This is a genomic window from Methylobacterium sp. J-068 (genome assembly GCF_022829445.1).
Classification (GTDB): Bacteria; Pseudomonadota; Alphaproteobacteria; order Rhizobiales; family Beijerinckiaceae; genus Methylobacterium.
In genome coordinates, this window is record NZ_JAKSXY010000052.1 from 22,514 (window position 1) to 35,166 (window position 12,653).

At 69.7% G+C, this 12,653-nt stretch carries 12 protein-coding genes; 10 read left to right on the plus strand and 2 right to left on the minus strand.

Going from position 1 to position 12,653, the window contains the following annotated elements; genetic code table 11:
* Positions 1-22: 22 nt before the first annotated feature.
* The 10 genes from rplI (at position 23) to MKK54_RS06120 (ending at position 11,254) form a co-directional block, all read left to right on the plus strand.
* A complete protein-coding gene (gene rplI, locus MKK54_RS06075) occupies positions 23-586 on the plus strand; it encodes a 50S ribosomal protein L9 (RefSeq protein WP_244009898.1) in 564 nt (187 codons plus the stop codon).
* Between the two features lie 305 nt (positions 587-891).
* Positions 892-2,379 (plus strand): replicative DNA helicase, encoded by a 1,488-nt coding sequence (locus MKK54_RS06080; protein ID WP_244009899.1) that lies wholly within the window; start codon positions 892-894, stop codon positions 2,377-2,379.
* 116 nt (positions 2,380-2,495) lie between these two features.
* Positions 2,496-3,608, plus strand: a complete 1,113-nt coding sequence (alr, locus tag MKK54_RS06085; protein WP_244009900.1) for an alanine racemase — start codon at positions 2,496-2,498, stop codon at positions 3,606-3,608.
* Between the two features lie 47 nt (positions 3,609-3,655).
* Positions 3,656-5,092, plus strand: a complete 1,437-nt coding sequence (gene radA, locus MKK54_RS06090; RefSeq protein WP_244009901.1) for a DNA repair protein RadA — start codon at positions 3,656-3,658, stop codon at positions 5,090-5,092.
* A 137-nt stretch (positions 5,093-5,229) separates the two neighbouring features.
* Positions 5,230-5,835, plus strand: coding sequence for a CvpA family protein (locus MKK54_RS06095; RefSeq protein WP_244009902.1), 606 nt, complete (start codon positions 5,230-5,232; stop codon positions 5,833-5,835).
* 123 nt (positions 5,836-5,958) lie between these two features.
* Positions 5,959-7,464, plus strand: coding sequence for an amidophosphoribosyltransferase (gene purF / locus MKK54_RS06100; protein WP_244009903.1), 1,506 nt, complete (start codon positions 5,959-5,961; stop codon positions 7,462-7,464).
* Positions 7,465-7,486: 22 nt separating this feature from the next.
* Positions 7,487-8,236, plus strand: coding sequence for an SDR family NAD(P)-dependent oxidoreductase (locus tag MKK54_RS06105; RefSeq protein WP_244009904.1), 750 nt, complete (start codon positions 7,487-7,489; stop codon positions 8,234-8,236).
* A 41-nt stretch (positions 8,237-8,277) separates the two neighbouring features.
* The gene (locus MKK54_RS06110; protein ID WP_244009905.1) at positions 8,278-8,685 is read left to right on the plus strand and encodes a dihydrofolate reductase; all 408 of its coding nucleotides are present in this window, start codon (positions 8,278-8,280) and stop codon (positions 8,683-8,685) included.
* A gap of 69 nt (positions 8,686-8,754) precedes the next feature.
* Positions 8,755-9,882 carry a carboxylate-amine ligase gene (locus tag MKK54_RS06115; RefSeq protein WP_244009906.1) on the plus strand — a complete coding sequence of 376 codons (1,128 nt, stop codon included), beginning with the start codon at positions 8,755-8,757 and terminating at the stop codon, positions 9,880-9,882.
* A gap of 97 nt (positions 9,883-9,979) precedes the next feature.
* Positions 9,980-11,254 carry an NAD(P)/FAD-dependent oxidoreductase gene (locus MKK54_RS06120; RefSeq protein WP_244009907.1) on the plus strand — a complete coding sequence of 425 codons (1,275 nt, stop codon included), beginning with the start codon at positions 9,980-9,982 and terminating at the stop codon, positions 11,252-11,254.
* A gap of 132 nt (positions 11,255-11,386) precedes the next feature.
* Here the strand turns inward: MKK54_RS06120 and MKK54_RS06125 are convergent, their stop codons facing one another.
* The gene (locus MKK54_RS06125) at positions 11,387-12,352 is read right to left on the minus strand and encodes a UDP-glucuronic acid decarboxylase family protein (RefSeq protein ID WP_244009908.1); all 966 of its coding nucleotides are present in this window, start codon (positions 12,350-12,352) and stop codon (positions 11,387-11,389) included.
* 50 nt (positions 12,353-12,402) lie between these two features.
* Positions 12,403-12,653, minus strand: a 251-nt coding sequence (locus MKK54_RS06130; RefSeq protein WP_244009909.1) for a UDP binding domain-containing protein, incomplete at its 5' end; no start/stop codon positions are given.

Consider the following 12,653-nt stretch of genomic DNA (forward strand, 5'->3'; position numbering starts at 1 on the left):
ACCAACCCAAAGGACCAAGACCATGGAAGTCATCCTCCTCGAGCGCGTCGCCAAGCTCGGCCAGATGGGCGAGACCGTGAACGTGAAGCCGGGCTACGCCCGCAACTTCCTGCTGGCTCGCGGCAAGGCCCTGCGCGCCACGGCCAACAACAAGAAGCACTTCGAGACGCAGCGCGCCCAGCTCGAGGCCCGCAACCTCGAGAAGAAGTCCGAGGCCCAGACCGTGGCCGAGACCCTCGAGGGCAAGAGCTTCGTGCTGATCCGCCAGTCGGGCGAGACCGGCGTGCTCTACGGTTCGGTCTCGACCCGCGATCTCGCCGAGGTCGTCACCGCCGACGGCTTCAGCGTGGGCCGCGACCAGTTCGCCCTGAACCAGCCGATCAAGACGCTCGGCCTGCACACCGTGCCGGTCGTGCTGCACCCCGAGGTCGAGGTCAGCATCACCGTCAACGTCGCCCGTTCGCCGGAAGAGGCCGAGCGTCAGGCGCGCGGTGAATCGACCACCGAGCGCGAGGCGTTCAACCTCGACGACCTCGGCCTGGAGGTCGGCGCGGCGCTCGCCGAGGCCGGCGACGACCGCGAGTAAGCGCGACACACGGCGGTGAAGAACGGGGACGGCCCGCTTTAGCGGTTGACTAGTTCCTCTTTTGTTCCAGCATGGACGCCCGTCAGCCGAGAGGTTGGCGGGCGTTTCCATGCGCACGCCGCGAGCACGCCATGGTCGCGCCGTGCCGTCGCCGTCCCGAGGGGTGGCCCGGATGCCACGGCGCCGAAGCGCGAATCGGCTAAGGTTCGGCTAACCACGCCGTGGCCATGGTCGGCGGATAGACCGTGGCGGTGGCCTCACCACCGCGCGGATGACATCGACGAGTCGGAGCCTCGAATCAGCCCATGGCCCTGCCCAACGCCCTGACGGCCAACCTCCAGCCCGTCGCGCAGGAATTCCGCGTGGCGCCGCACAACATCGACGCGGAACAGGCGCTGCTCGGCGCGGTCCTCGTCAACAACGACGCCTATTACCGGATCTCGGACTTCCTCCTGCCCGAGCACTTCATGGAGGATGTCCACCGCAAGATCTTCGAGGTGGCGGCGCAGCTCATCAAGGCCGGCAAGCTCGCGACCCCGATCACCCTGAAGACCTACCTGGGCGACGCCGATCTCGGCGGCCAGACGGTGATGCAGTACCTCGCCCGCCTCGCGGCCGAGGCCACGACGGTCATCAACGCGGGCGATTACGGCCGCACCATCTACGATCTGGCCATCCGCCGCCGCCTCATCACCATCGGCGAGGACCTCGTGAACGGCGCCTACGAGGCGCCGGTGGAATCCTCGCCCCGCGACCAGATCGAGGGCACCGAGCGCCGGCTCTACGAACTCGCCGAATCGGGCAAGTACGACGGCGGTTTCCAGAAGTTCTCGGACGCGCTCACGGCCGCCGTGGACATGGCCGCCAAGGCCTACCAGCGCGAGGGCAAGCTCTCGGGCATCGCCACCGGGCTGTCGGACCTCGACGCCAAGATGGGCGGCCTGCAGCGCTCGGATCTCATCATCCTCGCGGGCCGCCCGGCCATGGGCAAGACCTCGCTGGTGACCAACATCGCCTTCAACGTGGCCAAGGCCTACCAGTCCGAGAAGCTGCCGGACGGGCGCATCGAGACCAAGAACGGCGGCATCGTCGGGTTCTTCTCCCTCGAAATGTCGGCCGAGCAATTGGCCACGCGTATCATCGCCGAGCAGTCGGGCGTGCCCTCGTACAAGATCCGCCGCGGCGACATCCAGCCGGCGGACTTCTACAAGATCACCGACGCAGCGCGCGACATGCAGACCATCCCGTTCTACATCGACCAGACCGGCGGCATCTCGATCGCGCAGCTCGCCGCCCGCGCCCGGCGCCTGAAGCGCCAGAAGGGGCTCGACCTCCTCATCGTCGACTACCTCCAGCTGCTCTCGGGCTCGGGCAAGCGCAGCGACAACCGCGTGCAGGAGATGACCGAGATCACCACCGGCATGAAGGCGCTGGCCAAGGAGCTCGCGGTGCCGATCATCGCCCTGTCGCAGCTCTCGCGTCAGGTCGAGAACCGCGACGACAAGCGCCCGCAGCTCGCCGACCTTCGCGAATCGGGCTCGATCGAGCAGGACGCCGACGTGGTGATGTTCGTGTTCCGAGAGGAATACTACGTCAACAACAAGAAGCCGCGCGAGGGCACGGAAGAGTTCTTCGCCTGGGAAGCCGAGATGAACCGCGTCCACGGCAAGGCCGAGGTGATCCTCGGCAAGCAGCGCCACGGCCCCACCGGCACGGTGGAACTCCAGTTCGACGCCAACGTCACCCGCTTCTCGAACCTGGCGCAGTCGGACCGGATGCCGGAGCCGATGTAGACGGATCGGATCGCACCGCGCCGTCATCCCGGAGCGGTGCCCCGGAGAGACGGCGTGCTACGATCCGCAATCGGTTTCAGCGAGACGCGGCCGACTTCGGGCCCGCGATGGATGGGATGGATCACAAGACCGGACTGAACGCCGACCACGGCGCCCGCCTCACCATCGACCTGACGGCCGTCGCGGAGAATTGGCGTCGCCTGTCCGCGATGGCGCCGGAATCGGGCTGTGCCGCCGTGGTCAAGGCCGACGCCTATGGCTGCGGGCTGACGCGGGTCGTCCCCGCCCTGTGGGCGGCCGGGTGCCGGACCTTCTTCGTCGCCCATGCGAGCGAGGGGGTGGCGGCCCGCGCCGTTCTGCCCGAGGCGGCGATCTACGTCCTCAACGGGCTGCTGCCGGGCCTCGGACCCACCCTGATGGCGCACGACCTGCGCCCGGTGCTCGGCAGCTGGGAGGAACTCGCGGACTGGGCGGCGCTCGCCGAGGCCGCCGGCCGGACCCTGCCGGCGGCGCTCCACGTCGACACCGGCATGAACCGCCTCGGCCTCGCGCTGCCGGACGCGCTGGCGCTCGCCGGCGATTCCCTCGTGAGCCGAGCCGGCATCGCGCTGCTGATGACCCATCTCGTCAGCGCCGAGATCCCGGGCGACCCCGTCAACGCGCGCCAGATGGCGGATTTCGCGTGGGTGCGCGCTGCCCATCCCGGCATTCCGGGCTCGTTCGCCAATTCCTCCGGAATCTTCCTCGGCGCGGGCGCGCATCACGACCTGCTGCGTCCGGGCTACGCCCTGTTCGGCGGAAACCCGACGCCGTGGAAGACCAACCCGATGCGCCCGGTGGTGCGGCTGGAGGCGCGGATCGCGCAGGTTCGCGACGTCGCGCCCGGCGAGACCTGCGGCTACAACGGCCGCTGGCGCGCGGCCGAGCCCCGTCGCCTCGCGACGCTCTCGATGGGCTACGCCGACGGCTATCCGCGCGCGGCGAGCGGCCGGGGCTCGGCCCGCGTCGGCAGCGTGCGCTGCCCGATCCTCGGGCTCATCTCGATGGATCTCATCATCCTCGACGTCACCGGGGCGGCCGACGCGACGCGCGGGGGAACCGCGATCCTGATCGGCGACGACCTCGACGTCGACACGGTCGGCCGCACCGCCGGCACCATTGGATACGAGATCCTGACGGGCCTAGGTTCTCGCTATGTTCGCCATTATGTGACAGGACACGACGCCTGACGCCCGCCCGACCGGAAGGGCGAACCGGCCCCTCCAGCGGAATCGCGATGGCCAAGATCCAACAGACCTTCGTCTGCCAGTCCTGCGGGGCGGTCTACAACCGCTGGCGCGGGCGCTGCGAGGCCTGCAACGGCTGGAACACGATCGTCGAGGAGAGCAGCGCCGCCGGTCCCCAATCCGGCCCGGTCAAGACGCGGCCGAGCCGGGCCAAGGGCCGGGTGTTCCCCCTCGAAGGCCTCACCGGCGAGGTGAAGCAGGCCCCCCGCATCCCGTCCGGCATCGGTGAACTCGACCGCGTCACCGGCGGCGGCTTCGTGCGCGGCTCGGTGATCCTCCTCGGCGGCGATCCCGGCATCGGCAAGTCGACCCTGCTGATGCAGGCCTCCGCCGCCATGGCGCGCACCGGCGAGCGCGTGGTCTACATCTCGGGCGAGGAGGCGGTGGCGCAGGTGCGCCTGCGGGCCGAGCGGCTGGGGCTGACCTCGGCCGCCGTCGAACTCGCGGCCGAGACCAACGTCGAGGACATCGTCGAGACCCTGTCGCAGGGCCGCCCCCCGGCGCTCGCCATCATCGACTCGATCCAGACCATGTGGACCGAGACCGTGGAATCGGCCCCCGGCACGGTCACGCAGGTGCGCGGCTCCGCCCAGACGTTGATCCGCTTCGCCAAGACCACCGGCACCGCCGTGATCCTGGTCGGTCACGTGACCAAGGACGGGCAGATCGCGGGTCCGCGCGTGGTCGAGCACATGGTCGACGCGGTCGCCTCCTTCGAGGGCGACCAGGGGCACCATTTCCGCATCCTGCGCGCGGTGAAGAACCGCTTCGGCCCCACCGACGAGATCGGCGTGTTCGAGATGACCGACATGGGGCTGGCCGAGGTGCCGAACCCCTCCGCCCTGTTCCTCGCGGGCCGCGACCACGCCGCGCCCGGCACGGCGGTGTTCGCCGGCATGGAGGGCACGCGCCCCCTGCTGGTGGAGATCCAGGCCCTCGTCGCCCCCTCCTCCCTCGGGATGCCGCGCCGCGCGGTGGTCGGCTGGGACCCGAATCGCCTCTCGATGGTGCTCGCGGTGCTGGAAGCCCATGGCGGCATTCGGCTCGGCACCCACGACGTCTATCTCAACGTCGCGGGCGGGCTGCGCATCTCGGAGCCGGCGGCCGACCTCGCGGTGGCCGCCGCCCTGGTCTCATCGCTCTCCGGAGCGACGCTGCCGCCCGAGACCGTGTATTTCGGCGAGATCGGCCTGTCGGGTGCCGTCCGCCCCGTCGCCCAGGCGCCGGCCCGGCTCAAGGAGGCGCTGAAGCTCGGCTTCGCCAAGGCGGTGATGCCGCAGGGACGCGGCGAGGGCGGCGACGGCGCCCTGGCGACGGAGGCCCTGCGCCACATCGCCGACATGGTCGCGGGCATCGCCAGCGGCGGCCCGCGCCGGGTCGCCGCGCGGCGCGGGCACAACCCGCCGGATTACGGCGACGACGACTGAACCGAAACAGGTCGGTGATGGCCGTCCGGGCCAGGGTGACGCCCGAGTTTCCGCAGGATATACGGGGTGGCGGCCCGGGGAGCCGCACGATCCGATCATCGTCGCCGCTCCACCCCATGAAGTGACACTTCTCAGAGATGCCGTTCTCCGTTCTCGATCTCGTCGTGCTGGGAATCGTCGTGGTCTCGGCGCTGTTGGCGGCCGTGCGCGGCGCGACCCGCGAAGTGCTGGCCATCATCGCCTGGGTGGCGGCCGCCGCCATCGCCTGGAAGTTCCATCCCCTCCTGCTGCCCACCGTCAGCCAGCACGTGACGAACGCCACCGTGGCCCTCGTGGCGTCGATCGCGGCGATCTTCCTCGTCACGCTGATCGTCGTGTCCATCATCACCGTGAAGGTGTCGGACATGATCTTGGATTCGCGGATCGGCGCTATCGACCGCTCGCTCGGCTTCCTGTTCGGCGCGGGGCGCGGCTTCCTGATCTGCGTGATCGGCTGGGTCTTCCTGGCCTGGCTGGTCCAGGGCAAGATGCCGCCCTGGGCCTCCGAGGCGCGCAGCCGGCCGATGCTGGAAAAATCCGGCGAAGCTCTGGTGGCGCAACTGCCCGAAAATCCCGAAGGTCTCCTGAAGCAGTTCAAGAAGCCGAAGGTCGAGACGCCGGCCGATCCGGCCGAGCCGCCGGAAGCCGAGGTTCCGCCCCAGCGCCGTACCGAGGGGCCAGCCACGCCTGCGCCGCGACGCTGACCCGCGTCGGCGCGCGCTTGGTCGCGAGGCGCGGGCCGATTACATGACGGTCATCTGACGGTGCCCGCGCGGGGATTCGCGCGGGACCGAGCAGGGCGGGACCAAGCAGGGAATGACATCACCATGTCTGTAGCCAAGTCGAGTGCCCGCTCCTCGGTCGAGGGCTCTGCGGTCGAGGTCGTGGACGGGCTCGACCGCGACGGGGACACGCTGCGCGAGGAATGCGGCGTCTTCGGCATCTTCGGCCACCCGGACGCCTCCGCCATCGTGGCCTTGGGCCTCCACGCCCTGCAGCATCGCGGCCAGGAGGCGGCCGGCATCGTCTCCTTCGACGGCAGCGTGTTCCATTCCGAGCGCCGGCCCGGCCTCGTCGGCGATTCCTTCTCCGACCGCTCGACCATCGAGCACCTGGAGGGCCCGGCCGCCATCGGCCACGTGCGCTACTCCACCACCGGCGGCACCATCCTGCGCAACGTCCAGCCCCTCTTCGCCGAACTGGCGAGCGGGGGCCTCGCGGTGGCGCATAACGGCAACCTCACCAACGCCCTGTCGATCCGCCGCGACCTCGTGCGCGACGGCGCGATCACGCAGTCCACCTCCGACACGGAGGTGATCCTGCATCTCGCCGCGCGCTCCCGCGCACCGCGCATCGTCGAGCGCTTCACCGAGGCCCTGAAGCAGATCGAGGGGGCCTTCGCCATCGTGGCGCTCACCAACAAGAAGCTCATCGGCGCTCGCGACCCCATGGGCATCCGTCCCCTGGTGCTCGGCGAACTCGACGGCCGCTACATCCTCGCCTCCGAGACCTGCGCCCTCGACATCATCGGCGCCAAGTTCATCCGCGACGTCGAGAACGGCGAGATCGTGGTGATCTCGGAAGAGGGCATCGAGTCGATCCGCTTCGCATCGGTCCGGCCCATGCGCCCGTGCATCTTCGAGTACATCTACTTCGCCCGGCCCGATTCGGTGGTGAACGGCAAAAGCGTCTACGCCGTGCGCAAGAACATCGGCCACGAGCTCGCCCGCGAATCGGCGGCTGCGGCCGACGTGGTCATCCCGGTGCCGGATTCCGGCGTGCCCGCCGCCCTGGGGTTTGCCCAGGAGACCGGCCTGCCCTTCGAGATGGGCATCATCCGCAACCACTATGTCGGGCGCACCTTCATCCAGCCGACGCAGTCCGTGCGCGAACTCGGCGTGCGCATGAAGCACTCGGCCAACCGCGCCGTGGTCGAGGGCAAGCGCATCGTTCTCGTGGACGACAGCCTCGTGCGCGGCACCACCTCCGTGAAGATCGTCCGGATGATGCGCGAAGCCGGCGCCAAGGAGGTGCATTTCCGCATCGCCTCGCCACCGATCACCTATCCGGACTTCTACGGCATCGACACGCCGGAGCGCGAGAAGCTGCTCGCCGCGACGCACGACCTCGAGGGCATGCGCCGCTACATCGGCGCGGATTCACTGGCCTTCCTCTCCATGGACGGGCTCTACAAGGCCATGGGCGAGGAGCGGCGCGACGAGGGCTGCCCGCAATACACCGACCATTGCTTCACCGGCGATTACCCGACCAGCCTGACCGACCTCGCCATCGCGGGGCCGCGCCGTCTCGCGATGCTGGCCGAAGCCGATTGAGCGACCGAGGAGCACGCCCCGCTTGAGCACGCCAGAGAAGCCGCTCGCCGGCCGCCTCGCCGTCGTCACCGGCGCCTCGCGCGGCATCGGCCGCGCGGCCGCCCTCGCCCTGGCCGAGGCCGGCGCGCACATCATCGCGGTCGCCCGCACGCAGGGCGGCCTGGAGGACCTCGACGACGCGATCCGGGGCGTGGGCGGGAGCGCCACGCTCGTGCCCCTCGACCTCACCGACTACGATGCGATCGACCGCCTGGGCGCCTCGATCCACGAGCGCTGGAAGCGCCTCGACATCCTGGTCGGCAATGCCGGCATCCTCGGCAACCTCACGCCGATCGGGCACGTGACGCCGAAGACCTGGGCGCAGGTGATGGAGATCAACGTCACGGCGAATTACCGCCTGATCCGGTCCCTCGATCCGCTGCTGCGGATGTCGGATGCCGGGCGCGCCATCTTCGTCACCTCCGGCGCGGCTCAGAAGTGCCGGGCCTATTGGGGGCCCTACTCGGTCTCGAAGGCCGCCCTCGACGCGCTCGTGCGCACCTACGCGGCCGAGACGGCCACCACGAACGTCCGCGCCATGCTGCTCAACCCCGGCCCCCTGCGCACCGCCATGCGCAAGGCCGCGATGCCGGGCGAGGACGCCATGACGCTGAAGACGCCGGAGGACCTCGCGCCGCACTTCGTGCGCCTCGCGAGCCCGGGCTTCGACGAATCCGGCAAGATCTACGATTTCCCCAGCGATCGCGTGCTGACGCCGCAGATGGCGAACTGATACGGCGCCGGTTCTCCCGTTCGCCCCCTCGCGAGACCTCCATGATCGACGTTCGCTGCATCTGCGCCATCGGCCTTCGCGGGCAGCTCGGCCTGAACGGACAATTGCCCTGGGAGGGCAACACCGATCCGCTCTTCGTCGAGGACGTGACGCGGTTCTTCGCCCTCACCATGGGCCACGTCCTCATCGCCGGACCGAAGACCGTGGCGTCGGTCCCCGAATTCGCGTTCCGGGACCGCACCATCGACGTCATCCGCAGCCACGAGGATCCGGAGGCCGTGCTGGCCCGCTATCCCGGCCGGCGCATCTTCGTCGGCGGCGGCATCGCGGTCTGGAACGTGTACGCCCGCTACATCCAGCACTGGGACGTCACCCGCCTGCCCTATGACGGCGAGGCCGACCGCTGGTTCGACCCGGCCTGGCTCGTGGGCGGCCCCCTGCGGGCGTGAGGGCACAAACGGCCGGCTGAGGGGTTGAGGGGAGCGCATATTCCAGAAGGCTCCCCCGGAAGGCTCCCGATGACCTCCGCACAGTACCGTTTCGGCATCGAGGAGGAGTACTTCCTGGCGGATGCCGAGACGCGTGGCACCCCCCGCCGCTCGGTGAAGCCGTTCCACGTTCAGGCCGGCGAGGAATTGCCAGAGATCGGGCGCGAGCTGCTCCAGTGCCAGGTCGAGGTCTGCACCCCGCCCTCCACCGATTTCGCGCAGGCCCGCGACGTGCTGGCCCGGCAGCGCGCGGCCCTGGCCAAGCTCGGCCGCGAGCACGGCCTGCTGGTCTTCGCGGCCGGCACGCACCCGGTGGCGGATTGGGCCCGCCAGCTCCCGACGAAGGGCGACCGCTATCGCGGCATCCTGCGCGACGTCGGCCTCGCCGGGCGCCGCAGCCTGATCTGCGGCATGCATGTCCATGTCGAGGTGCCGGACCCCGACGCCCGCGTCGACCTGATGAACCGCCTGCTGACCTACCAGCCGCTGCTGCTGGCGCTCTCGGCCTCCTCGCCGTTCTGGCAGGGCAAGCCCACCGGGCTCAGCGCCTATCGCCTCAGCGCCTTCGGGGAGTTGCCGCGCACCGGCCTGCCGGACCTGTTCGCCGACAGGGCGGCGCACGAGCGCTACGTCCGGATCATGACGCGGGCCGGCTCGATCCAGGATGCGAGCTTCCTGTGGTGGTCGCTGCGCCCCTCGATCAAGTTCCCGACGCTGGAATTGCGGATCGCGGATTCCTGCACCCGCCTGGAGGACGCGCTCACCATCGCGGCGCTCTATCGCTGCCTCGTGCGCCGCGCGGTGCGCGAGCCCACCCTCAATGCTGCCCTCGACGGCGTCTCGCGCGCCCTGGCGCAGGAGAACCTCTGGCGCGCCCAGCGCAGCGGCACGGACGCGGAGCTGATCGACGAAGCGCGCGAAGCGGCACTGCCCTTCGGCGAGGCCCTGGAAGCCCTGCTGGCGCTCATCGCCGAGGATGCGGCCGCCCTCGGCTGCGAGGCCGAGGTCGCGCAGGCCCGAAACATTGTCGCGCACGGCACCAGCGCCGCGTGCCAGGGCACCACCTTCGAGGGGGCCCGCGACGGCGACACCTCGAACCGTCAGGCCCTCGACGCGGTGGTGGATTGGCTGGCGGCGACCACGTCGGGCGTGGCGTGACCCGAACGACACTGCCATCCAAGAGCGGTCGTTCACACCGTCACAAGTTCGGATGAGGTAGTCAGCCCCGGCTTGAGCTCATTCGGGGAGGCAGCGGATGTCCGCGGTAACGGGTCGCCATGTGGTCGTCATCGGTTCCGGCGCGATCGGGACGGTGAGCGCGATCGAGTGCCTACGGATGGGGCACCGCGTCACGGTGGTCGATCCCGGCCAGCCGGGCGGCGAGCAGGCCACCAGCTACGGCAACGCGGGCTGGCTCTCCTCGCATTCCGTCATTCCGCCGGCCGAACCGGGGATGTGGCGGAAGGTCCCCGCGTTCCTGCTCGATCCCCTCGGCCCGCTCTCGATCCGCTGGACCTACCTGCCGAAGGTCATGCCCTGGCTGGTGCGCTTCCTTCTGGCCGCCCGGACGCCCGCGCTGATCGAGCAGACGGCGCGGGCGATGCGGATGCTGCTGATCGACGCGCCGAAGCTCCACGCAGGTCTGGCAGCCGAGGCCGGCGTACCGCACCTGATCGAGCGCCGGGGCGTCCTGCACGTCTATCCCGATCGCGCGGCCTTCGCGGCCGATGCCCGGTCCTGGGCCATCCGCCGCAAGGTCGGGGTCGAATGGCTCGAACTCACGGCCGACGAGCTGCGCCAGCGCGAGCCGCATCTCGATCCGCGCTACACCTTCGGCCTCGTGGTCGAGGAGGCGGGGCATTGCCGCGATCCCGGCGGCTACGTCGCCGCCCTGGCCGACCTCGCGCGGGAGCGGGGCGCGACCTCCGTCGCGACCCGTGCGACCGGGTTTCGTCACCGGGACGGGCGGCTCACCGCCGTGACGACGGAGCAGGGCGAGATCCCGTGTGATTGCGCGGTCGTCGCGGCCGGCGCGCGCTCCAAGGCTCTCACCGCCGCGCTCGGCGATGCGCTCCCCCTGGAGAGCGAGCGCGGTTACCACGTCATGGTCAAAGACGCGAAGGTCGGTCCGCGCACGCCCATGATGGTCTCGGACGCCAAGATGATCGTCAACCACATGAACGGTGGCCTGCGCGCCGCCGGGCAGGTCGAGTTCGCGGGGCTGGCGGCGGAGCCGAACTGGAAGCGCGCGGACATCCTGCGCGACCACCTGGTCGCGCTGCTCCCGGACCTGGCCGGAACGGTGACGGCGGATCAGTGCCGCGTCTGGCTCGGACACCGTCCCAGCATGCCGGACGGCCGCCCCTGCATCGGAACGGCGCGGGCGACCTCAGACGTGATCTACGCCTTCGGACATGGCCATGTCGGCCTCGTGGGCTCGGCCCGGACAGGCCGCCTCGTCGCCCAGCTCGTCAGCCGCGCCGAGCCCGAGATCGCCCTGGCTCCGTTCGATCCGCGCCGCTTCCTCTGAGACCGTTTCGGACTGATCAGTCCGGTGATGTGGTGACTCGCGGGTCCCCTTTCCTGGCCGGAGAGGGAGCCCGGCGCGCCCGCTCGATCCCAAGAGATCAACCGGTCTGAGCGACGCGGGCGCGCGAGCGCTTCAGGCCGGCGCGGTCTCGCCGAGAAAGCGATCGAAGTAGTCGATCGTGCGGACCAGTCCGTCGCGAAGCGGTACGGTCGGTTCCCAATCGAGCAGGGCCTTGGCCCGATCGATCTCAGGGCGACGCTGGCGCGGATCGTCGGGCGGAAGCGGCTGAAACACGATCCGCGACCGCGAACCGGTGAGTTCGATCACGAGTTCGGCGAGTTGGCGGATGGAGAACTCGCCCGGGTTGCCGAGATTGACCGGTCCGGTCACCTCCAGCCCCGTCGCCATCAGGCGCAGGACCCCCTCGATCAGATCGTCGACGTAGCAGAAGGCGCGGGTCTGCGACCCGTCGCCGTAGAGGGTGATGTCCTCGTCAAGCAGGGCCTGAAGGACGAAGTTCGAGACCACGCGCCCGTCGTTCGGGTGCATGCGCGGCCCGTAGGTGTTGAAGATCCGCGCGACCTTGATCGCGAGGCCGTGCTGGCGATGGTAGTCGAAGAATAAAGTCTCGGCGCAGCGCTTGCCCTCGTCGTAGCAGGAGCGATGGCCGATCGGGTTGACCCGGCCCCAGTACGTCTCCGGCTGCGGATGCACCTCGGGGTCGCCGTAGACCTCGCTGGTCGAAGCCTGGAAGACCTTCACCTTGAGGCGCTTGGCCAGCCCCAGCATGTTGATCGCGCCGATGACGCTGGTCTTGGCGGTCTGGACAGGATCGAACTGGTAATGCACCGGCGAGGCCGGACAGGCGAGATTGTAGATCTCGTCCACCTCGACGTGGAGGGGAAACGTCACGTCGTGGCGCATGAACTCGAAGCGCCCGTGGCCCAGCAGATGCGCGATGTTGCGGCGCGACCCCGTGAAGAGGTTGTCGACGCACAGCACCTCGTGACCCTGGAGAATCAGCCGGTCGCACAGGTGTGAGCCGAGGAACCCCGCACCGCCGGTCACCAGGATTCGCTTCGTCTCGCCATAACGCATGCCGGATCTCATAACAGGTCTCGATGAGTCAGGCTCATCGAGGTCTGGTATCAGTCTCGCCGTGGGATCGTCGCCGCATCGGCGGTCCCGGCGCGCGATGGCCGTCCCCGCGATTGCCCGATGCCGGTGTAGTGGAAACCCAGCCGCTCAAGGTCATGAACCTTGTAGACGTTGCGCAGGTCGACCATGACGGGGGCGGTCATGGCGGCGCGCAGCCTGGCGAAGTCGAGGGCCCGGAAGGCGTTCCACTCGGTCACGATCACCACCGCGTCCGCGCCTTGCGCGCAGTCGTAGGCGTCGG

Excerpts from the sequence above, each read along its gene's own strand:
- rplI (WP_244009898.1), top strand. The coding sequence starts at position 23 with ATGGAAGTCATCCTCCTCGAGCGCGTCGCCAAGCTCGGCCAGATGGGC.
- MKK54_RS06080 (WP_244009899.1), top strand. The coding sequence starts at position 892 with ATGGCCCTGCCCAACGCCCTGACGGCCAACCTCCAGCCCGTCGCGCAG.
- alr (WP_244009900.1), top strand. The coding sequence starts at position 2,496 with ATGGATCACAAGACCGGACTGAACGCCGACCACGGCGCCCGCCTCACC.
- radA (WP_244009901.1), top strand. The coding sequence starts at position 3,656 with ATGGCCAAGATCCAACAGACCTTCGTCTGCCAGTCCTGCGGGGCGGTC.
- MKK54_RS06095 (WP_244009902.1), top strand. The coding sequence starts at position 5,230 with ATGCCGTTCTCCGTTCTCGATCTCGTCGTGCTGGGAATCGTCGTGGTC.
- purF (WP_244009903.1), top strand. The coding sequence starts at position 5,959 with ATGTCTGTAGCCAAGTCGAGTGCCCGCTCCTCGGTCGAGGGCTCTGCG.
- MKK54_RS06110 (WP_244009905.1), top strand. The coding sequence starts at position 8,278 with ATGATCGACGTTCGCTGCATCTGCGCCATCGGCCTTCGCGGGCAGCTC.
- MKK54_RS06115 (WP_244009906.1), top strand. The coding sequence starts at position 8,755 with ATGACCTCCGCACAGTACCGTTTCGGCATCGAGGAGGAGTACTTCCTG.
- MKK54_RS06120 (WP_244009907.1), top strand. The coding sequence starts at position 9,980 with ATGTCCGCGGTAACGGGTCGCCATGTGGTCGTCATCGGTTCCGGCGCG.
- MKK54_RS06125 (WP_244009908.1), bottom strand. The coding sequence starts at position 12,352 with ATGCGTTATGGCGAGACGAAGCGAATCCTGGTGACCGGCGGTGCGGGG.